Here is a 20,527-nt window from a genome sequence, read left to right as displayed (position 1 = left end):
CCCACTATTTTTTATAAAGGTTTCTTTTGAAGTTTAGGAGGTACTTCTCATCATATTCTACACTGCCAATATACCCGTGTTTGGAATCTCCTGCATCACCGCCGTGAAAGTCGGAGCCGCCGGTGATAATTTTATTATGCTCAAGAGACAAATTTATAAAGTAATCTGTGTCCTTTGGAGTGTTCTGCCAGTAGACTGCTTCTATGCCATCAAAGTCCAAGTTTATTAAATCTTTATAGGGAGTCTTTTTTACCAATATGGGATGAGCCAATACTACCAGGGCGTTGGCTGACCTTAAAAGTTTTATGCCATCTTCAGAAGATAACTTCTTATTAGGCACATAGGCAGGGCTGTTTTTACCAATTATATGATCAAAAATGTACTGCCAGTCATAATTATAGCCTGCATTTATAATTGCTCGGGCTATATGTGGTCTTGCAATAACTCCCTTTGCATCCTCCAAAAGAGCTTCATAATCCAATTCAATGTCAAAATACTGTTTTAAATTTTCTACAATTTTCTTACCTCTCCAAAGCCTGTGAGCTTTCATTTCCTCCAGTTTACCTTGAAACTTTGGATCTTTATAGCTGTCATCCCTAAAATAGCCAAGAATGTGTACAGTTTCACCCTTATGTTGTGTAGAAAGCTCTATACCCGGTATTACATCAAGAGGTAAAGCCTCAGAGGCAGCTAGGGCCTCCTCCACACCGGAAGTAGTATCATGGTCTGTGACAGCCATGATATTTATCCCTACGGAATGGGCTAAGTTTACAAGCTCCTTGGGAGATAACTTCCCGTCAGAAGCAGTGGTATGTAAATGCAAATCAGCTTTTGTACTCAATATCTTCTCCTCCTTTGAAAAAAGTGCGAAGCACTTTATCTAATTATTAATTAAAATACCTAATTCTTATAAAGGTATTTGCAGAGGACATGTAAATTATACAGCCTCTTAACATCGGACATATCTATGTAATCCATGGAATAAGCACCATCCCAAGGGTGGATACCTATGTATTTTTCATTATACACATTCATGACAAATTTTTCATCATCTATAGTTATATAAAATTTAAATTCAGGCTTTTTAGGAAGGTCAGGAGCTTTAGTCAAGAAATTGCTGGTTTTTATAGAGTTTAAAAAGCTAATCAGAATTTTTTTATCATCATCCTTTAAATTAAGTTCTTTATTCAGGTTGGTTTCTAGGACTAGTACGTTTGTTATACCGTGTGCTTTTATTTCTTTAATTAGTTGATCCGTATAGTAAAATGCATTGGGTTTATTTCCTTTAAAGCTATACTTTAGAGCTCCCGAAGAGCAAGCTGAAAGGTTAAGCAAAGCAGATAATAATAAAATTAATGATAAGACTTTTTTCATAGTACCACCTTATTACATTATTCAAACTAGAATATGAATTTTCTAAAAAAATTATTACTATGATCGGAAATTTTGGGAAAGCTATAAAAGCATTTTTTATATAAATGTATATTTTCTATGAAAAGTTGCAAAAATATTAAAATGTGGCAATAGGAGGAGATATATCATGGTAGTAGGTATACCAAAGGGACTCATGTATTGGAAGTATGGATCAACTTTAGAAGTTTTCCTGAAAGAATTGGGTATACAATATATTGTGTCTTCGGATACAAGCAGAGACATATTGGATAGGGGAGTAAACTGCTGTGTAGATGATGCATGTCTACCGATTAAAGTGTTTCATGGACATATTCATTGGCTAAAGGATAGGTGTGATTTGATCATAACACCTAGAATAATGAAGGTTGAACATAGGGAGTACATATGTCCAAAATTTTGTGGATTAATTGAAATGCTTAAAAATAGTATAGAAGGGCTGCCAAGGCTAACGGAGGCACCCTTAAACCTGGTGACAAGGACAGACCGTCTTCAGTGGTTTATGTACTTGGGAAAAATGCTAGACTGCAGTAAAAAACAAATAGTAGATGCTTACAGAAAGGCAGAGGAGTTTTATAATAGTTCGGAGCATGGACATGAGGATAGGAGCTTTAGGCATAAGGTAGCCTTAATGGGCCATACCTATAATGTCTATGACAACTATGTGAATATGAACATAAAAAAGAAGTTAAATAAACTGGGCATAGGAGTTATCACGGAGGAAAGAGTAAACAAAGAAACTATCGAAAGAAAGATAAAGAATCTTTATAAAAAGCCCTTTTGGAGTTTTGCAAAGAATTCTTACGGTGCTTCCGTTTCCCTATATGAGGAAGGCCTGGTCGACGGTATCATTTATATATCTTCCTTTGCCTGCGGTATAGATTCTATAGTAATAGAACTTATAAAGGAGCATATCGGCGATTTTCCCTTTATGGTACTAAAGATAGATGAACATACCGGGGAAGCAGGCATAGATACGAGAATAGAAGCCTTTAGCGACATGCTTGAAAGGAGGAAATTAAGTGAAAATAAGTGTTCCAAACTTGGGTAATACCTCTATAGCAGCAAAAGCACTGTTCGAAGGATTGCAGACAGATTATGTATTACCTCAGGTCAGCAGTAAGAGTACCTTAGAACTTGGAAGTAAATACTCACCGGAGGAAATTTGTCTACCCTTTAAAATTATGGTGGGCAACTATATAGAAGCAATGGAGAAGGGAGCTGATACCTTTATTATTACAGGCAGCTGCGGACCATGCAGATATGGGGAGTACTGTGAGCTTCAAATAAATATTCTAAAAAAGTTGAATCCCAAGGCAGAGTTGATAGTCATTGATGCTCCAGGAGATATAGGAAAAGATGAACTACTGAAGAGAATAGGGAAAATATCAGAGAAAAGCCCCTTGTGCAGACCGGAAAAGATAAAGGCAGTTTATAATGCCCTTAGGGTTATAAATGCTGTAGATGATATTGAGAAAGCATTAAGACTTAAGGCAGGATATGAGATTAATAGAGGACAATGCAAACGGATATTATATGAGTTTAAAAGAAGGATGTTAGAAGCCAAGGGGGTCAATGAGATGCTCAGCTTGATAAAGGAGTATAAAAAAATAGTAGGATCCGTGCCTATAGATAAAAACAGAAGGGTCATAAAAGTGGCAATTATAGGTGAGATTTATACAATTATTGAACCCTTTTCTAACCTCTATATAGAAGATAAGCTTATGGACTATGGGGTAAGCACTATGAGGACCCTATATCCCAGCTGGTGGGTAAAAAATTTGGTTATGTCGCCCTTGAAGCTTCATTCCATTGATATTAGGATGGCATCTAGAAAATATCTGCCTTATTACATAGGTGGCCATGGAAGAGAGTGTATCGGAGAGGCTGTACTGGCACATAAACATGGCTGTGATGGAGCAATTCAAATATTTCCATTTGGCTGTATGCCGGAGATAGTGTCAAAATCCATACTTCCTACCATATCAAAGGATAAGGACTTTCCAATTATGACTTTAGTGGTAGATGAGCTTACCGGTGAGGCTGGCTACGTAACCCGTATAGAGGCCTTTATAGATCTGCTTGAAAGGAGAATTAAGAAATGTATTATTTAGGTGTGGATGTTGGATCTGTCAGTACAGATATAGTAGTACTGGATCAAAATATGTCAGTTGTTGAAAAGTTGTATTTAAGGACAAAAGGAAGACCCATTAAAGCCATACAAGAGGGCTTTGGAATGTTGAAGGATAAATATAAGAATGAAGAAATAGGCGCAGTAGGAACTACAGGCAGCGGCAGAATAATTGCTTCATATATAACCGGTGGGGATGCCGTGAAAAATGAAATAACCGCTCACGCAGTGGCTGCCCTTTCCTTTGATAAGGATGTAAAAACCATCATAGAAATCGGAGGACAAGATTCCAAAATTATAATTCTAAGGGATGGAATCGTAACAGATTTTGCTATGAATACCGTATGTGCAGCGGGGACTGGATCTTTTTTGGATCGACAGGCAGAGCGATTGGCAATCCCCATAGAAGAGTTTGGTGACTATGCCCTAAAGTCCAAGGTATCACTAAGAATAGCTGGCAGATGCGCAGTATTTGCAGAATCGGACATGATACATAAACAACAGCTAGGCTACAATGAAAGTGATATTATAAGAGGACTCTGTGACGCCTTGGTGAGAAACTATCTGAGCAATGTAGCTAAAGGAAAGTCTGTTGAAAATAAGATCTTTTTCCAAGGTGGAGTAGCCGCCAATATAGGTATGAAGAAGGCCTTTGAAGAGGCACTTAATACGGAAATATACGTGCCGGACCACTATAATGTAATGGGGGCAATCGGTGCAGCTATTATTGCTAAAGATACTGTAAAGGAAAAAGGATATACTAATTTTAAAGGCTTTAATATCTCAGACAAAGATTTTCAATCTAGGAGCTTTGAATGTGGAGACTGCAGCAATAAGTGTGAAGTGGTTGGGATTTATGATGGAAATAATTCAGTAGGAGCCTTTGGAGATAGATGTGGAAAATGGAGTGTTAAGAAAGCTGTATGAGGGATGGCAGAGGTCGTCCCTCTAACATTATGGTAGATTTTAGCGAAAAAAGCTGAATGAAAAGGTTTAGAACTAATATTCTCACAAGTATAATAGGAATTATAAGATTTTTTAATTTACCACTTTACTATGATGAAGTTTTAAAGTATAATAGAATCATGATAAATGTACGAGCAATTATGAAGATACATATCTAAAGGGGATGGATGATTATGAAGAAAAAAATATTTACCTTATGCTTGACCGCGGTGCTAGCTTTGGGAACATTAAGTGGATGCAATAATAAAAGCGAGGACTCGTGGAAAAAAATACAGGAGAAAAAGACTTTTGTATTAGGATTGGATGCAAGTTTTCCACCAATGGGATTTACCGATGATGACAACAACATTGTGGGCTTTGATATAGATTTAGCCAAAGAAGTATTTGACAGATTAGGCATAGAATTAAAGCTGCAACCAATTGATTGGAATGCTAAGGAACAGGAATTAAATACCGGTAACATAGATGCTATATGGAATGGATTTACAATAACAGAAGATAGAAAGAAGCAGGTTTTATTCTCAGAACCTTACATGAAAAATAGACAAGTATTAGTGGTAAATAGCAATTCAAGCTTCAGTACGCTTAAAGAGCTTGAAGGTAAAAAGTTAGGATTACAAGCGGGATCAAGTGCTGCAGATGCCCTAGAAAAGTCACAAGATTTTAGAAAGTCTTTAAAGGAAGTTGTAGAGTTTAAAGATAATATGATGGCTCTGATGGACTTGGAAAAGGGTGGAGTAGATGCGGTACTTATGGATGAAATAGTGGCACGTTATTATATTCAAAAGAAGGATAAGAGCTATAAAGTTTTAGATGAGGCTCTGGCAGAAGAGGAATATGGTATTGGCTTTAGAAAGAAGGATAAAGAATTGATGGAGAAGGTCCAAGAGACCTTACAAGCAATGGCTGAGGATGGAAAGGCAGCAGAAATATCTAACAACTGGTTTGGAGAAGATATTACAACGATTAAGAAATAATGATAAATATAAAAGTTCTGCTGGTGAGTCTTCTGCCGGCAGAACTTTTAAAAATTGATAAGGGGAATGATTATGTTTGGAAGTATTGGATGGGACACTTTTGTAAAAATGATAGGAAACCTTATGGAAGGTACCTTAGTAACTCTGGAGGTGTTTGCCTTAACATTGGTAATAGCACTACCCTTGGGCTTACTTGTAGCACTTGGAAGAATGTCTAAAAGAAAGCTTATAAGTGAACCGGTAAAACTGTATATTTTAGTTATGAGGGGTACACCACTGATGCTTCAGATTATGTTCATTTATTTCGCCCCATCCAATATCTTGGGATTAAACATTGATCGTTTTTTGGCCGCTATCATAGCTTTTTCCATTAATTATGCGGCGTATTTTGCTGAAATCTACCGTGGGGGCATTGCATCTATGGAGAGAGAACAGTATGAGGCAGCTTCTGTATTAGGTTTTACAAAAGTTCAGACCTTTTTTAAAATAATATTACCTCAGGCAATAAAAAGAATTTTACCCGCCACAAGCAATGAAGTAATAACCTTAGTAAAGGACACGGTACTTGTTCAGGTAATAGGAATTTCTGAACTATTCAGATTTGCTCAGAATTCTGCCAATAGACATTTTTCAACAACCCCATTGCTGATTGCAGGAATTTTCTATCTTATTATGAATTGGGTTGTGACAAAGATTTTTCACGCTATAGAAAGTAAGTTAAATTATTACAGATAGGGGATGAGCAGCATGGAAATGTTAAGAGTAGAAAATCTTGTTAAAAGTTTTGACGGGAATGAGATATTAAAAGGTGTTTCGTTTGAGGTGAATAAAGGGGAAGTAATATCTGTTATAGGGCCATCAGGGTCCGGTAAGAGTACAATGTTGAGATGCTTAAACCTTCTTGAAACTATAGACAGGGGCAAGTTAATTGTTGAAGGAGATGTACTTATTCAAGCGGATGAAGAAGGAAAACCAATTTATCCAAGCGCTAAGGAGTTAAGAAAAATCAGACTAAAGCTGGGAATGGTATTTCAGAATTTTGTATTATTTCCTCACTATTCTGTGCTGAGAAATATAATTGAGGCACCAATACATGTATTAAACATGAACGCTGATGAGGCTAAAAAATTGGCCTTAGAACTTTTGGATAAGGTGGGCTTGGCAGATAAAGCTGATGCTTATCCCTATCAATTATCCGGTGGACAAAAGCAGAGAGTAGCCATTGCCAGAGCCTTGGCAATGAAACCGGATATATTGCTTATTGATGAACCAACATCTGCCTTGGACCCTGAGCTAACGGGAGAGGTACTAAAGGTTATAAAAGAACTTGCACTTGAAGACATGACCATGATAGTTGTAACTCATGAAATGAGTTTTGCAAAGGATGTTTCTGACAGGGTAATCTTTATGGACCAAGGGATTATTGTAGAAGAGGGAAGTCCTGCAGAGATCTTCCAGGATCCAAGTAACGAAAGAACTAAAGCTTTCTTGAAGAATTTTATTTTGGCTTCATAGTTAAAAACATAAAACAGGCTAGGCTTGCTTAGCCTGTTTTATGTTCTTGTGAATTAGTAGAACAATATCTAGTTATGTAGATATTTGTATTAAAATTAAGAATTTTTATAGCATTTGTTGAATATTAAAGCTAGACGGTATATGGGGCAAAAGACTAAAGATAGAGAGGAGATGCCGATGAGATTATTAATAAAAACCAAAAGACTGTCTTGAAATACATAGACATCGATAGAAGACATATACAACTAATTGATAATTATGTTTTAGAAAGAATAAAATGTGAAGCTTAAATTTATTGAAGTATTTTTTGAAATAGGTGAATATAATAAGAATATAGTAATTAATTGAGGATTGATATGATAATTATACTAGATTTAAGCAATATAAGAAAGGTAACCCAGCATAGGATTGACGATTTAATCTTTAGCTTAAAGATGAGTAATAAGGATTTCAGAAGCTACAAAGAACAGGGGCAAAAGGCATTGATGTGCCTGATTTTTAGTGGACAAATAGCAGCTAATACAAACACAGAATTTGGACAAAGAGCAGTGAATTTTGAAAAGGCCTGTAAATATGTAGAATTGTACAGTATACCTGTTTTATATTCTGTATATGAAGTACTCAAGGCAAAAGATAGTTTTATTCAATCTGTTTCAGAGGTCACAAGAAACAGTAAGAAGTTACTCATAAGAAAAAAGAAATAAAGTTAATTTAATAATGCATATTTATAAGTCTAGAATATTGGTATTATGTGAAAAAAAGTGAATATAATATGTAGAGAGCATTTTCAGAGGTTTGGCATGATTATTACCATTGATTTAAGTGCGCCAAGGAAGAAATACTATGATGCCATCAATAGACTAATATTTGATCTAAAAATGAGAAGACAGCTAGTGAATAAATACAGAAATGCCACTCTGCTGGCCATAATCTCTTTGGCTATAAAAAATGGAGCATTTTTGATTGCGGATACAGCTTTGCTTGGCAGTAAGTTTAATATTTATAATATGGGGAAATTTATAGAGTTGTATGGCATTCCAAACTTCTATTATAGGATTGAACTAATGAAGATAAGGGAAAATATATTTCAGTCCTTAGAAGTTATAAAAATACGAGGGTCAGGTAATTTAAGGGTACTTATTAGTAATAATGAAGGTGAGAAGAAGGAACCTGTATTTCAAGAGAAACAGCCAATGAAATAGGCCTTAATGACTTTGAAAGAATTGAAGAATATTCAAGTATTGTAAAGAAAGGAAACCGTAAAATGATAGCCAATACCTTAATGAGAGAAAAGATTAACATAGAGAAAAGAGGAAAGAAAATGATATTTTAGGGAGAATTATATAGAATTGTTTGTATTAGGTATAATCTTACCTCTATGTTCATTGACTACGTATAATTAAATAATAAAAAGTTTGAGTAAAGAAAAACTCCCAAGCAATTGCCTGGGAGTTTTTAAAGTGCCGAAGGCGGGAATCGAACCCGCACGGTATTGCTACCACTGGATTTTGAGTCCAGCGCGTCTGCCAGTTCCACCACTTCGGCAGGAACAATTGTAATGATACCATGGACAGTTATTGTTGTCAATACATTTTCTCAAGGTATTAAAAATAAATTTGTAAAATAATTTTCACATAGAGGGCAAATACATCTACATTTGTATATTTAATAGGTAAAAAGGTAATGCAAGGAGGATATAAAGATGTCAGTATTTAAAAATATACATATGAAATTTTGGCAAAATGATTTTGTTCTTGGACTTACAGCAGAGGAGAGGTATTTCTATATTTACCTCATTACAAATTCAATGACTAATCAATGTGGCATATATAGGTTCAATAGAAGACTGGCTGAACTGGAAACAGGACTTAGTTGTGATCAAATAGAAGCTTATCTGAAAAAGTTTGAGGAATACGGAAAGATAATAGTCTCCAGAAATACTATAGAGATAATGATAGTGAACTGGTTTAAACATAATTTCAAGGCAAATAAGAAAATGTTACTGAGTATAAACAATGAACTTAAAGATGTTAAAGATAAAGAATTATTAAAGCACTTATATGATTTCTGCTGTAAGAGGCAGTATCCAATAGATGAAATATTTAAAGGTATAATATTCCCTGATAATAATATCAATACCACTCAAGCCGTTACAAAGAGTGAAGAAAAATTTGATGATGAAGTGAGAGTAGAGGGGCCTAGCATCTTTGAACAACAGGTTGAAAGTTTAGATTTAAGTCCAGAGTGTAATGAAAGCATAGCAGAAGAGGATATTGGGGAAGGAACTATTATCGCCTCTTGGAACTTTTTCAATGAGTACTGAGTGACTATTAATTAGCAAAATATCGCTTTTTGTCATAAATCTATTGTTACTTTGATTTATATTTGCTAAAATATATTTGGTCGGTTGTTAAAGAATTGACCCACTGGTGCCAAAAATGTCCCAGTGGTGTACAAGCCGTACTGAGAGTTAGAGGATATAATTAAAGAAGGGAGATTACATTATGATTTATTCACATGAAGTTACGAACATGGTATGCGTAGCTAAGGGACCAAATCATGGACCAGCACCAATTCCTCAAGAGGGAAAATGGGTACAAGCTAAAGAAATCAAAGATATATCAGGTTTAACACACGGGGTGGGCTGGTGTGCTCCACAACAAGGTGCATGTAAACTTACATTGAATGTAAAAGACGGAATAATAGAAGAAGCTCTAGTTGAAACAATCGGATGTTCAGGAATGACTCACTCAGCAGCTATGGCATCAGAAATATTACCAGGAAAGACATTACTAGAGGCATTAAATACAGACTTAGTTTGTGATGCTATAAACACAGCTATGAGAGAACTATTCCTTCAGATAGTATACGGAAGATCTCAAAGTGCTTTCTCAGAGGGTGGACTACCAATAGGAGCAGGTCTTGAAGATCTTGGAAAGGGTCTAAGAAGCCAGGTTGGTACTATGTATGGTACTAAGGCAAAGGGTACAAGATACCTTGAAATGGCAGAAGGCTATGTAACAAGATTAGCTCTTGATGCAGATGATCAAGTTATAGGATATGAGTTCGTATCTCTTGGTAAGATGATGGATGCTATCAAAAAAGGTGTTGATGCTAATGAAGCAATAAAGGCTGCAAAGGGTACTTACGGTAGATTTGCAGAAGCTGCTAAATACATCGACCCAAGACATGAATAAGAGAGGGAGGATGAGTTAGATGCCATTATTTGAAAGTTATGATAGAAGAATTAATCAAATTAACGCAGCATTACAGAAATACGGTATAAATTCTATTGAAGACGCTAAGGCTGTATGTGATGAAGCAGGTATAGATGTTTATAATATGGTTAAGGGAATTCAGCCAATCGCTTTTGAAAATGCATGCTGGGCTTACATAGTAGGTGCTGCTATAGCAATAAAGAAGGGATGCAAAAAAGCTGCAGATGCTGCTGAAGCAATTGGAGAAGGATTACAGTCTTTCTGTATCCCAGGATCTGTTGCAGATGACAGAAAAGTTGGTCTTGGTCATGGAAACTTAGCTGCAATGCTTTTAAGAGAAGAAACTAAGTGCTTTGCTTTCCTTGCCGGACATGAATCCTTCGCTGCTGCTGAAGGTGCTATAGGTATAGCTAAGTCAGCAAACAGAGTTAGAAAAGAACCACTAAGAGTTATACTTAACGGTCTTGGAAAAGACGCTGCTATGATAATATCAAGAATTAACGGTTTTACATATGTTCAGACTAAGTTTGACTACTACACTGGAAAGCTTGAAATTGTTAAGGAAACAGCTTACTCCAACGGAGAAAGAGCTAAAGTAAGATGCTATGGTGCTGACGACGTTAGAGAAGGTGTTGCTATAATGCACAAGGAAGGTGTTGACGTTTCTATCACTGGAAACTCCACTAACCCAACAAGATTCCAGCATCCAGTTGCAGGAACATACAAGAAAGAATGTAATGAACTAGGAAAGAAATACTTCTCAGTTGCATCTGGTGGTGGTACTGGAAGAACCCTTCACCCAGATAACATGGCTGCAGGTCCAGCTTCCTACGGTATGACAGATACAATGGGAAGAATGCACTCAGATGCTCAGTTCGCAGGATCCTCATCCGTTCCAGCTCACGTTGAAATGATGGGTCTTATCGGTATGGGTAACAACCCAATGGTTGGTGCAACTGTTGCTGTAGCTGTTGCTATAGAAGAAGCTTTAAATAAGTAATATTGTAATCTCTAGCAGGATACACGTTTTGTCAGCCAATGCTGATAGAACGTGTATCTTTTTTTAATTTTGGAATTAATGTCTGTTGTTAAAAAGGTGGCAGCTGATGTCGGTGAAAACTAATTTAGTTAAGTCATGAAAACAGTAATTTTACAATTTCATGACTTTTTTTATTTGAATATATTATAATATTGGTATAAAGAAGAAAATAAAAAATAAAAGGTGAAAAAAGATGAAATTTTTCAAGAAAAGTATTTTAAAGCTGAGAAGTGAAATTAAAGAAGGTAAATATAACTACTATATTGACTACAGTAGGTTAAAAGAAGCAGAAATCTTAAAAAAAAGGCTGCTGATGGAGTTTATTGGGGATAATTTATGTCTCATAGTTATGAATACTAAAATGTTTTATAAAAAGGCTGACGTGGATTATCAAAGTATAGGTGACGAACTAATTGCTTTACTGGAGGAGTCTGATATCAGCTATAAAAAGATTACCTATAAAAAGTCCGATGAGGCTACTATTTTAGGCTTAAAGATGAAGGTAAAAGTAAGCGAGAAGCAAAGAGACTATGCTTTAGGTTTTGTGGTAGTGTGGGATAATCTCGAAAAGTTAATGTCTCTAATATCACAGGATAACATGTATTACTGTATAGATAAGTCTGGTGAAAGTGCTGCGGAACTGATAAATAGGTTCCAGAACAAACATGATGATACAGAAGAACTAAAGCAGTCTTTTGCATTCAGTATTTTTGACAACAATTTTGCCGGTCAACTTGCCATTGTTTCAGAAAATGAGGTATCTGATACCATAAAAAAAATTCTGTCAGAGTTTGATGCTTCTATAAGGTAGACTAAAAAGCCAAATATGGGTAGAATATAAGATATACTTCCACAATGAAATAATATACGGAGGAATTAAAATGGAAAAATTGCTGATTTTAGATGGACACAGCTTGATGAATAGAGCTTTTTATGGAGTACCGCCGCTGACAAATGCAGAAGGATTGCATACAAATGCAATTTTTGGATTTACCAATATGCTATTAAAAATAAAAGAAGAAATAAAGCCTGACTACATAGTAACAACTTTTGACAGAAAGGCTCCCACCTTCAGACATAAGGAGTATGAAGATTATAAGGCTGGGAGAAAAAAGATGCCGCCGGAGCTACATGAGCAGTTTGAACCTCTTAAAGAGCTTCTGAAACTAATGAGCATAAACATATTTGAAATAGACGGCTTTGAAGCGGATGACCTTATTGGGACCCTTGCGAAATATGCTGAGTCACAGGACATAGAGGTATTTATCTTAACAGGGGACAGAGATGCCCTGCAGCTAGCCAGTGACAATATCAAGGTTATTATAACCAAAAAGGGTATAACGGATAAAGAAATTTACGATAGAAAAAGGATGATAGAAGACTTTGGCGTTACGCCAACACAGTTTATTGATGTAAAGGGACTTATGGGGGACGCCTCCGACAACATACCTGGAGTACCGGGCATCGGTGAAAAGACTGCCTATAAACTCATTCAAGAATATGGAAGTGTTGAAAATGTGCTTTCCAATATAGAGAAAATATCAGGTAAAAAGATCAAAGAGAGCTTGATGGAAAACACAGAAATGGCCATCTTCAGCAAAAAACTTGCTACCATAATGACGGACGTTCCTATTGAAATTAATTTGGATGAAATAAAGTCTAAGGACAGCTATAATCTTGAGGGCATTAGAAAGTTCTTCTTCAGGATGCAGTTTAAATCCTTGTTGGATAGACTTCCTTCTGAGGATGTCAACGTTGAAGCAAAAGCAGAAGAACAAAGTGCGGTTAATTACAAGCTAGTAGATAATATTTTAGACTTTAAGCAGCTTACACAAAGGCTTCAAGACTATAAGGGGATACTTTATATCACCCCTTATATAGAGAACGAGACAATGTACTCCAAGCTTAATTTGGAGCACTTTATACTGACTTTGGATGATGAAAATAACTACGTAGTTGAGCTGAGTAAGCTGATTGATGAAAATAGAGAAGTGGCCATAAAGTGTTTAGTGGATGTGTTCTCTAAGGCAGGATTAAAAAAAGTTGGCTATGACATGAAAAATTGTTACACCGCCCTGCAAAAATTAGGTGTAGAGGTAGTGGGCTTAGTTTTTGATATAAAGCTGGCGGCATATTTGATAGATGCTTCAAAAGGAGAATATCCACTGATAGGTATAATTCATGACTATATTGGTGTAGAAGTTAAAGGACAAGGTATAGAGTATGAAGTAAGAGAGAATATGCACTTGCCTGTGCTGCACCAGAAGATGTCAGAGAAGCTAAAAGAATTTGATATGGAAAAGCTCTATTATGACGTGGAGCTACCACTGTCAAGGGTACTAGCCAATATGGAGTCAGAAGGCTTCAAGGTTAGTTATGACATGCTGGAAGAACTGTCAGTTAAATTCAAAGCTGAGATTGAGACAACCCAAAAGAAGATTTATGAACTGGCAGACGAAGAATTTAATATAAATTCACCAAAGCAGCTGGGTAAAATTCTCTTTGAAAAGTTAGATTTACCAGCAGTGAAAAAAACTAAAACCGGTTACTCTACTAATGCAGAAGTGCTGGAACAGCTATCAGATAAACATCCTTTAATCGAAAAGATCTTATACTATAGACAGATTACAAAGTTATATTCAACATATATTGAAGGACTAAAGAATGTGTTAGATGAAGACGGCAAGATACACTCAAACTTCAATCAGACAGTAACAACCACAGGAAGACTTTCCAGTACAGAGCCTAATCTGCAAAATATACCAATAAAATATGAAATGGGGAAGGAAATACGAAAGGTCTTCCATGCAAACGATGAGGATTCCGTCATACTGTCTGCAGATTATTCTCAAATTGAATTGAGAGTGCTGGCCCATATTGCTGGGGATGAAAATCTTATAAATGCCTTTTTGGGACATAGTGATATTCATACTAAAACCGCTTCTGAGGTCTTTAAGGTGCCATTGGAAGAAGTTACTCCACTCATGAGAAGCAGAGCAAAAGCCGTAAATTTTGGTATAGTATATGGAATAAGCGATTTTAGTTTGGCTAAGGATTTAAAGATTACCAAAGCTGAGGCAAAAAGCTATATGGACACCTATTTTGAAAGATATCCAGGGGTAAGACGGTACATGGATACCATAATTGAAGAAGCACAGAAAAAGGGATATGTTACTACAGTACTAAATAGGAGAAGATATATTCCCGAAGTCAATGCATCAAACAAGATAATGAAAGCACTTGGGGAAAGATTAGCTATGAATGCTCCTATACAGGGAAGTGCTGCAGATATCATAAAGCTTGCTATGGTAAATGTATATAACAAGCTTAAGGAGGGAAACTACAAGTCTACTCTTATACTGCAGGTTCACGATGAACTCATACTTAATGTCTATAAGGATGAAGAAGAAGAAATCAGAGAGCTTGTAAAGAGAGAGATGGAAGAGGTTATGGATTTATCAGTACCAATGGAAGTGGATATAAGCGTAGGCAAGACATGGTATGATGCCAAATAAGTGGCATAATATTGTGTATTGAGTTATAAATTTATTTTGGAAAGCGTAAATTTAAAGAGAGGGTGACTAGGTTGTTTAAAGTTGGCCTAACTGGAGGAATTGCTTCAGGTAAAAGTACTGTTTCTGCCATTTTTACCGAAAAGGGCATAGAAGTGATCGACGCAGACATTATAGCCCGTGAAGTATTAGTGCTTTATCCTGAAATATCTAAAGCTATTAAGAATACCTTTGGTGAGCACTTTTTTACAGCTGAAGGAAGTCTTAACAGAAAAGCCTTGGGAGAATATATTTTCAAATATCCAGGTGAAAGAAAAAAACTAGATGATATCATGATACCTCCAATTAAGGAAGAGATATTTAAAAGGCTTAAAGCCAAGGAAACAGAAGGCGTTAAAGTATGTGTTCTGGATGCTCCCACCCTTATAGAGCATGGAATTCATGAAAATATGGATTTGAACATATTGGTTTGGGTAGATAAAGATTTACAAGTGGAGAGGCTAAAAATTCGGGATAATTTAACTACTCAACAAGCACTAAATAGAATCAATGCCCAAATGAGCCTTGATGAAAAGAAAAAATATGTGAATTTTATCATTGATAACAGCAAAGACCTTGACTATCTCAAGGAACAGGTGAAAGAGGTTATTGAAGTGTTAAGTATATACTTGAATTAAACTTAGCTGAGGTATGGAATGAAAAAGAAAAAGAAAAGAAATGGTGTAGCTATATTTGTTATATTGACAATTGCCCTATTTGCAGTTTTATTTTATTGGTTGGCTGAAAAAATCTATCCACTTAATTTCACAAACTATATAAATAAATATTCCAAAGAATATAATATAGATCCGTTTTTTGTAGCAGCACTTATTAAAGCGGAAAGCAACTTTAAAGTGGAAGCTAAATCCCATAAGAATGCAAATGGTCTGATGCAGATAACCGGCAGTACCGGAGAATGGATAGCTTCAATGATGAAGATAGACAACTATACCGAGGCGATGTTGTATGATCCTGAAACAAATATTAGGATGGGGTGTTGGTATATCAACGATCTTCGTAAGGAGTTTGGAAATAGAACGGAGCTGATTTTAGCAGCCTATAACGCCGGACGAGGAAATGTTAACAGTTGGCTCCAAAATGAGAAGTATTCCAAGGATGGTAAAAAACTTGATTACATACCCTTCAAGGAAACGGATCAGTATATTAAAAGGATTAAAACAAACTATAATATTTATAAACTCTTATACAAAAAAGAACTTTGTATAACTGAAAACTCAAAGTGAGAGATTTTAGCAATAAAAGATTTTTCGGATTTAGCTTCCGAAAAATCTTTTATTATTTTCCTATTGACGATTTAAAAAATCCGTAGTAGAATGTTATTTGTCGGAAGCGCCTATGGATTACTATAAGTCTGAAGGAAGCTGGATGAGTATGCGAGAGTGGCGGAATTGGCAGACGCGCACGTTTGAGGGGCGTGTGGGAGACCGTACGGGTTCAAGTCCCGTCTTTCGCACCAATTTAATAATTTCTGAAATATGCGTTAAGCTCTTATTTTGAACCTACATTACAACTATGGGAGTTCAACATTCTGATGAGGATATGTACCATCTTGTGAGTCCTTTTACGGCATTGAAGGCGATAGAGACATCTATGAGGACACCCACCTATCGAGAGATAGGTGTCAAAATTGGAGCACCGGTATTTTGGATATTACAGAGAAGATTAGAGAGGTTTTATGCCTCTCTTTTTATTCTGTCCCTTTATATTTCCACTGACAAAGTAAAATTAAAATCCTCCGACAAGAGAGGATTTTTAACTCTAATGTAGAATTATTATTATATAGAGTGAGGTGGAAATATGTTTGATGTAGAATTAGCGTTTGAGGACGTAGAGATTTCCAGCATCTTAAAGGAAGATCTTGCTATGGTTCAAAACTGGATGGGAGAACAGATTAGAAAAACCACGGAAGCTGTATGGACAAACATAGAGGAACTAGGGGATAGATTTTTAGAATATTATATGAGCGAAAATGAAATATTCTTAAAAATAAAAAAAGAGGATAAGCTTATTGGGGTGTTTAAGGGACGGGTAGAATTTAAAGACCCCAATGAAGTGATCATATGGTGTTTTGTTATAGACTGCAACCTAAGGGGACAGGGACTTGGCAGTAAGATACTAAGAGAATTGATAAAACATTTTGAGATTAATTATGATATACACAGTTTTTCTACAGGTATTGTTGCAGGCAGTAACAGTGCGGTAAAGTTTTGGAAGAAGAATAACTTCTTATTGCATCGGGTATCAAAGAATTTCTTTAATGTTGAAGGAGAAGAAAAAGATATGCTGCTATATAAATTCAACGAAAATATTAGAGTAGTATAGGTATAAAAATAAAAACTATTATTATACGTAACAAATAGAAAAAAGTTCTGATAAGTTGATAAATTTGGCTAGAATTTATTGACTTTTTTCTTTGTACAAACTATAATTTATTATGTGCTGAGTCCCAAATGGGTACGGAGGAACCATTCTTTGGGGTTAATCTGGTTATGACCGTGCTCATAATCGGTAGGGAAACCTTCACCCGAACCCGTCAGCTAACTCCGGAAGCAATAAGGAGGTCATTGATAATGAAAAGTTTAAAAACAAAGGTACTGTCAGCAGGTTTTTTCGTTTTTACGCTATGTATAGGTTTACATTTTCAAGGTTTGGAAGCAAAAGCGGACACTGCGGCAGGTGAAGAAACTACTGTGTTAACCGCAACGACTATATCCACAAACAAGACGATTAAAATTCCTAAAAAGCAAGTAACAACATCTTCACAGAAAACCTACTCAAGAGGTTTTAGCGGAGGCTCTACAATTGCAAGTGGCAGCACCGGTAAGTTAGTTCAGTATGCATTCAATTTCCTTGGAAGACCTTATGTGTATGGTGCAAATGGTCCAAGGGCCTTTGATTGCTCAGGTTTTTCCTCATATGTGTATAGGCAATTTGGGGTAAGCCTACCTCGTACTGCAGCGGATCAATCCGGTGTTGGTGCAGCAGTTTCTAAGAGTAACCTGAGAGCTGGGGACTTAGTGTTTTTTAACACTGCGGGATATGTATCACATGTAGGTATATATATTGGTGATGGCCAATTTATTCATGCATCCTCAGGAAGTAAATGCGTAACAGTAAGCGAACTCAGCAGTAGTTACTATACACGCACTTACGTTGGCGGCAGAAGAATATTAAATTAATTAGATAATAAAGAAGATCTGGCAAAGTTTGTCGGGTCTTTTTTAGTATAGTCTATCATTATGCAAAATATAATTGTATCGGGGGTGGTAAAATGAAATACACAAGATACGATTATAAGCGAAAAAAGGAAGATAAGACAGTGGTAATAGTAATGTTAGTCAGCATAGTGCTGGCTGCTGTGCTCTTAGGTACAGCTCTATCTAGTATTTTTATAAAAGATAGAGGTACAAAGGCACCAATAGAAAATAAGAGTGAAGAAGCTGTGACGGATACTGTTCAACAACATAGTGAAAAGGAAAGTAATAATCTGCCGGCCAGATTTATCATTATACAAAGTGGTTATTATGGAGTTAAAGAGAATGCTCAAAACCAGAAGGATAAAGTAAAAACTGTACTGAATCCATTTACCATTGAAGAAGAGGGTAAATTTAGAGTTTTAGCAGGCATATTTAATGAGAATGATTACGATAAGATTTTAAAGAAAATGAATGATAATGGGTTAGACAATACAAAGATTACATATGAGATAAATACTGACGAAGAATCTTCTTATCTGATAGCAGAGATTATGAAGGGACATTTAAAGATCTTGACTACTCTTACAGAAAGTTATGTTACAGCAGTGAAAACCGAGGAATTTAAGACATGGCTTGCACCGCTTTCTTCTGCAAATGAAAAGGATGAGAATTACACTATTCTGCAGGAATATAAGAAATATCTGAGCTCTCTTCCTGATGAAATAGTAAAAGAAAAGGCTGAAGAAAATTATACGTATATATATGAAGTTATAAAAAAAGTAGGAATAAAGAAATAAAAAAAGGCACATATTGAACTGTGCGCTTTTTTGTATTATTTGATAAACAATTTTTTTTAATGCATTATAAACATACTTGTTTATAGCAATATTAAATGATAAACTATAAAAGATGTAATAATGAGGCTGGAAAAAGTGGGGGATGAATTTGAAAGGTTCTGGGAAATCATCGATATTCTTTGTGTTCCTAGTTTTATTAGGGGCCTTGACAGGAAGCCTTTTAGGTGAGATGCTCGGAAATCTGACCGTACTAAAATTCCTGAAACACGTATATACTGTTGGAACCAGTTCACCAGTAACCCTAAATCTTAAAGTGATAACTTTTACTTTTGGGATAAATTTAAATATGAATATAATGTCTATAATTGGTGTAATTGTGGCAATACTACTTTATAGAAAATATTAGGAAGTGATATGTAGTGAAGATAATATTAGCCTCTGCTTCCGAAAGGAGAACGGAACTTCTAAAGAGAATAGTTGATGAGTTTTCAGTAATAGTGAGTAATTTTGATGAGGATAGTGTTCCTTTCAAAGGGAATTTCGGCGACTATGTTATTGAGCTGTCAAAGGGAAAAGCTCTTTCAGTGGCTCAGAGGGTCAAGGAAGAAGCCTTGATTATAGCTTGTGATACAATAGTAGCTGTAGAAAGTGCTGTTTTAGGCAAGCCCTCCAGTAAGGAAGAGGCTATTTTGATGCTTGAAAGACTCAGTGGCCGAACACATCAAGTCTATTCAGGGTTAACGGTCATGAATACTAAGACTCTGGAGATTAAATGTGACTATGTTAAGACAGACGTTAAGTTTTCAATGTTAACAAAGGGTGAAATTAGAAAATATGTAGAAAGCGGGGAACCAATGGACAAAGCCGGAGCCTATGGTATACAAGGCGGCGGTGGTGTATTCGTTGAAGAGATCAATGGATGCTACTATAATGTGGTAGGGCTTCCGCTAAATAGACTTAATCATATATTGAGGGGTATGGGGGTAAATCTATAAAGGAGAAATTTTATGGCAAATACCCTTAAAATTATGGATTTACCTAAAAATGAGAGACCAAGAGAGAGATTATTCAAGTATGGACCAGAAAGTTTATCCAACAGTGAGTTGCTGGCCTTGATTCTGCGCAGCGGTAACAGTGGTGAAAATATTATAAACCTATGTAACCGCATACTTACCGAAGCAGGAGGCTTGAATGGGCTTTTAAATTCAAATGCTGAGGAGTTTATGAAGTTAAAGGGAATCAAGGAAGCAAAAGCAGCCCAACTTTTAGCCTTAGCTGAGATTGCAAAGCGATTTAGAACCTATAAATCCGGCGAGGAGTACATAATAAAATCTCCTGCAGATGCCGCAAATCTTCTTATGGAGACCATGCGGAGTCTAAAACAGGAAGTTCTAAAGATAATACTTGTAAATACAAAAAACAAGGTAATATTGATAAAGGATGTTTCAATGGGAAGCATCAATTCTTCAATAGTGCATCCAAGAGAAGTGTTTATGGAGGCAGTAAGAAGAAGTGCTGCATCCATCATTGTGTGTCACAACCACCCCTCCGGTGACCCTACACCCAGCAGTGAAGATATCAATATCACTCACCGGCTGAAAGAATGTGGGAAATTATTGGGGATTGAGCTATTGGACCACTTAATAATAGGGAATGGAACGTATATAAGTTTGAAAGAAAAAGGAATACTGTAACTGAGAGGAGA

General features: G+C 36.1%; 23 protein-coding genes, 2 tRNA genes, 1 other RNA gene and 1 riboswitch. Of the genes, 23 read left to right on the top strand and 3 right to left on the bottom strand.

Annotated elements, in window-relative coordinates; translation table 11 throughout:
* Positions 1-4: 4 nt before the first annotated feature.
* Positions 5-841 carry a PHP domain-containing protein gene (locus FHY60_RS11595; protein ID WP_139905200.1) on the bottom strand — a complete coding sequence of 279 codons (837 nt, stop codon included), beginning with the start codon at positions 839-841 and terminating at the stop codon, positions 5-7.
* 59 nt (positions 842-900) lie between these two features.
* On the bottom strand, positions 901-1,374 hold the full coding sequence (locus tag FHY60_RS11590) for a DUF4883 family protein (protein ID WP_139905199.1): 474 nt from the start codon (positions 1,372-1,374) through the stop codon (positions 901-903).
* 166 nt (positions 1,375-1,540) lie between these two features.
* Here FHY60_RS11590 and FHY60_RS11585 point away from each other — a divergent pair, with 166 nt between their 5' ends.
* The 8 genes from FHY60_RS11585 (at position 1,541) to FHY60_RS11550 (ending at position 8,201) form a co-directional block, all read left to right on the top strand.
* Positions 1,541-2,461, top strand: coding sequence for an acyl-CoA dehydratase activase-related protein (locus FHY60_RS11585; RefSeq protein ID WP_139905198.1), 921 nt, complete (start codon positions 1,541-1,543; stop codon positions 2,459-2,461).
* Complete coding sequence (locus FHY60_RS11580; protein WP_139905197.1) at positions 2,433-3,524, top strand: 2-hydroxyglutaryl-CoA dehydratase; 1,092 nt, start codon at positions 2,433-2,435, stop codon at positions 3,522-3,524. Before FHY60_RS11585 ends, FHY60_RS11580 begins: the two co-directional genes overlap by 29 nt.
* Positions 3,512-4,468, top strand: coding sequence for an acyl-CoA dehydratase activase (locus FHY60_RS11575; protein ID WP_139905196.1), 957 nt, complete (start codon positions 3,512-3,514; stop codon positions 4,466-4,468). Before FHY60_RS11580 ends, FHY60_RS11575 begins: the two co-directional genes overlap by 13 nt.
* Before the next feature lie 212 nt (positions 4,469-4,680).
* On the top strand, positions 4,681-5,484 hold the full coding sequence (locus FHY60_RS11570) for an amino acid ABC transporter substrate-binding protein (protein WP_139905195.1): 804 nt from the start codon (positions 4,681-4,683) through the stop codon (positions 5,482-5,484).
* Positions 5,485-5,556: 72 nt separating this feature from the next.
* A complete protein-coding gene (locus tag FHY60_RS11565) occupies positions 5,557-6,219 on the top strand; it encodes an amino acid ABC transporter permease (RefSeq protein WP_139905194.1) in 663 nt (220 codons plus the stop codon).
* A gap of 12 nt (positions 6,220-6,231) precedes the next feature.
* Positions 6,232-6,999, top strand: coding sequence for an amino acid ABC transporter ATP-binding protein (locus tag FHY60_RS11560; RefSeq protein ID WP_139905193.1), 768 nt, complete (start codon positions 6,232-6,234; stop codon positions 6,997-6,999).
* 356 nt (positions 7,000-7,355) lie between these two features.
* Complete coding sequence (locus tag FHY60_RS11555; protein WP_139905192.1) at positions 7,356-7,703, top strand: hypothetical protein; 348 nt, start codon at positions 7,356-7,358, stop codon at positions 7,701-7,703.
* Positions 7,704-7,799: 96 nt separating this feature from the next.
* Positions 7,800-8,201, top strand: coding sequence for a hypothetical protein (locus FHY60_RS11550; protein WP_139905191.1), 402 nt, complete (start codon positions 7,800-7,802; stop codon positions 8,199-8,201).
* 259 nt (positions 8,202-8,460) lie between these two features.
* Here FHY60_RS11550 and FHY60_RS11545 read toward each other — a convergent pair.
* A tRNA-Leu gene (locus tag FHY60_RS11545) sits at positions 8,461-8,544 on the bottom strand.
* A gap of 181 nt (positions 8,545-8,725) precedes the next feature.
* Between FHY60_RS11545 and FHY60_RS11540 the strand changes: the two genes are divergently transcribed.
* From FHY60_RS11540 to radC, 15 genes are all read left to right on the top strand, one after another.
* Positions 8,726-9,322 carry a hypothetical protein gene (locus FHY60_RS11540; RefSeq protein ID WP_180375401.1) on the top strand — a complete coding sequence of 199 codons (597 nt, stop codon included), beginning with the start codon at positions 8,726-8,728 and terminating at the stop codon, positions 9,320-9,322.
* A 181-nt stretch (positions 9,323-9,503) separates the two neighbouring features.
* On the top strand, positions 9,504-10,196 hold the full coding sequence (locus FHY60_RS11535; RefSeq protein WP_139905189.1) for an iron-sulfur cluster assembly scaffold protein: 693 nt from the start codon (positions 9,504-9,506) through the stop codon (positions 10,194-10,196).
* 19 nt (positions 10,197-10,215) lie between these two features.
* The gene (locus tag FHY60_RS11530) at positions 10,216-11,217 is read left to right on the top strand and encodes a GGGtGRT protein (RefSeq protein ID WP_139905188.1); all 1,002 of its coding nucleotides are present in this window, start codon (positions 10,216-10,218) and stop codon (positions 11,215-11,217) included.
* Between the two features lie 232 nt (positions 11,218-11,449).
* Positions 11,450-12,067, top strand: a complete 618-nt coding sequence (locus tag FHY60_RS11525) for a hypothetical protein (RefSeq protein WP_139905187.1) — start codon at positions 11,450-11,452, stop codon at positions 12,065-12,067.
* Between the two features lie 70 nt (positions 12,068-12,137).
* Complete coding sequence (polA, locus tag FHY60_RS11520) at positions 12,138-14,771, top strand: DNA polymerase I (RefSeq protein ID WP_139905186.1); 2,634 nt, start codon at positions 12,138-12,140, stop codon at positions 14,769-14,771.
* 71 nt (positions 14,772-14,842) lie between these two features.
* Positions 14,843-15,445, top strand: a complete 603-nt coding sequence (coaE, locus tag FHY60_RS11515; RefSeq protein ID WP_139905185.1) for a dephospho-CoA kinase — start codon at positions 14,843-14,845, stop codon at positions 15,443-15,445.
* A gap of 18 nt (positions 15,446-15,463) precedes the next feature.
* Positions 15,464-16,051: a lytic transglycosylase domain-containing protein gene (locus FHY60_RS11510; RefSeq protein ID WP_139905184.1), complete on the top strand. Its 588-nt coding sequence runs from the start codon at positions 15,464-15,466 to the stop codon at positions 16,049-16,051.
* A gap of 150 nt (positions 16,052-16,201) precedes the next feature.
* Positions 16,202-16,284 (top strand) — tRNA-Leu (locus FHY60_RS11505).
* 6 nt (positions 16,285-16,290) lie between these two features.
* Positions 16,291-16,482, top strand: a non-coding RNA gene (gene ssrS / locus FHY60_RS11500) — 6S RNA.
* A gap of 143 nt (positions 16,483-16,625) precedes the next feature.
* Complete coding sequence (locus FHY60_RS11495; RefSeq protein WP_139905183.1) at positions 16,626-17,150, top strand: GNAT family N-acetyltransferase; 525 nt, start codon at positions 16,626-16,628, stop codon at positions 17,148-17,150.
* Between the two features lie 105 nt (positions 17,151-17,255).
* Positions 17,256-17,395, top strand: a riboswitch (cyclic di-AMP (ydaO/yuaA leader).
* A 3-nt stretch (positions 17,396-17,398) separates the two neighbouring features.
* Positions 17,399-18,007: a C40 family peptidase gene (locus FHY60_RS11490; RefSeq protein ID WP_243122140.1), complete on the top strand. Its 609-nt coding sequence runs from the start codon at positions 17,399-17,401 to the stop codon at positions 18,005-18,007.
* Positions 18,008-18,099: 92 nt separating this feature from the next.
* The gene (locus tag FHY60_RS11485; RefSeq protein WP_139905181.1) at positions 18,100-18,822 is read left to right on the top strand and encodes an SPOR domain-containing protein; all 723 of its coding nucleotides are present in this window, start codon (positions 18,100-18,102) and stop codon (positions 18,820-18,822) included.
* A 148-nt stretch (positions 18,823-18,970) separates the two neighbouring features.
* Positions 18,971-19,228 (top strand): DUF4321 domain-containing protein, encoded by a 258-nt coding sequence (locus tag FHY60_RS11480; protein WP_139905180.1) that lies wholly within the window; start codon positions 18,971-18,973, stop codon positions 19,226-19,228.
* 13 nt (positions 19,229-19,241) lie between these two features.
* Complete coding sequence (locus tag FHY60_RS11475; protein ID WP_139905179.1) at positions 19,242-19,817, top strand: Maf-like protein; 576 nt, start codon at positions 19,242-19,244, stop codon at positions 19,815-19,817.
* Positions 19,818-19,829: 12 nt separating this feature from the next.
* Positions 19,830-20,516: a RadC family protein gene (gene radC / locus FHY60_RS11470; protein ID WP_139905178.1), complete on the top strand. Its 687-nt coding sequence runs from the start codon at positions 19,830-19,832 to the stop codon at positions 20,514-20,516.
* Positions 20,517-20,527 lie beyond the last annotated feature (11 nt).

Origin of the sequence: Clostridium thermarum (assembly GCF_006351925.1) — a bacterium.
Classification (GTDB): domain Bacteria; phylum Bacillota; class Clostridia; order Clostridiales; family Clostridiaceae; genus Clostridium_AU; species Clostridium_AU thermarum.
This window is presented reverse-complemented; position numbering and strand designations above follow the sequence as displayed.

Coding starts and splice junctions, on each gene's coding strand:
- FHY60_RS11590 (WP_139905199.1), bottom strand. CDS start 1,374: ATGAAAAAAGTCTTATCATTAATTTTATTATTATCTGCTTTGCTTAAC.
- FHY60_RS11585 (WP_139905198.1), top strand. CDS start 1,541: ATGGTAGTAGGTATACCAAAGGGACTCATGTATTGGAAGTATGGATCA.
- FHY60_RS11575 (WP_139905196.1), top strand. CDS start 3,512: ATGTATTATTTAGGTGTGGATGTTGGATCTGTCAGTACAGATATAGTA.
- FHY60_RS11570 (WP_139905195.1), top strand. CDS start 4,681: ATGAAGAAAAAAATATTTACCTTATGCTTGACCGCGGTGCTAGCTTTG.
- FHY60_RS11565 (WP_139905194.1), top strand. CDS start 5,557: ATGTTTGGAAGTATTGGATGGGACACTTTTGTAAAAATGATAGGAAAC.
- FHY60_RS11560 (WP_139905193.1), top strand. CDS start 6,232: ATGGAAATGTTAAGAGTAGAAAATCTTGTTAAAAGTTTTGACGGGAAT.
- FHY60_RS11555 (WP_139905192.1), top strand. CDS start 7,356: ATGATAATTATACTAGATTTAAGCAATATAAGAAAGGTAACCCAGCAT.
- FHY60_RS11550 (WP_139905191.1), top strand. CDS start 7,800: ATGATTATTACCATTGATTTAAGTGCGCCAAGGAAGAAATACTATGAT.
- FHY60_RS11540 (WP_180375401.1), top strand. CDS start 8,726: ATGAAATTTTGGCAAAATGATTTTGTTCTTGGACTTACAGCAGAGGAG.
- FHY60_RS11535 (WP_139905189.1), top strand. CDS start 9,504: ATGATTTATTCACATGAAGTTACGAACATGGTATGCGTAGCTAAGGGA.
- FHY60_RS11530 (WP_139905188.1), top strand. CDS start 10,216: ATGCCATTATTTGAAAGTTATGATAGAAGAATTAATCAAATTAACGCA.
- FHY60_RS11525 (WP_139905187.1), top strand. CDS start 11,450: ATGAAATTTTTCAAGAAAAGTATTTTAAAGCTGAGAAGTGAAATTAAA.
- polA (WP_139905186.1), top strand. CDS start 12,138: ATGGAAAAATTGCTGATTTTAGATGGACACAGCTTGATGAATAGAGCT.
- FHY60_RS11510 (WP_139905184.1), top strand. CDS start 15,464: ATGAAAAAGAAAAAGAAAAGAAATGGTGTAGCTATATTTGTTATATTG.
- FHY60_RS11495 (WP_139905183.1), top strand. CDS start 16,626: ATGTTTGATGTAGAATTAGCGTTTGAGGACGTAGAGATTTCCAGCATC.
- FHY60_RS11490 (WP_243122140.1), top strand. CDS start 17,399: ATGAAAAGTTTAAAAACAAAGGTACTGTCAGCAGGTTTTTTCGTTTTT.
- FHY60_RS11485 (WP_139905181.1), top strand. CDS start 18,100: ATGAAATACACAAGATACGATTATAAGCGAAAAAAGGAAGATAAGACA.
- radC (WP_139905178.1), top strand. CDS start 19,830: ATGGCAAATACCCTTAAAATTATGGATTTACCTAAAAATGAGAGACCA.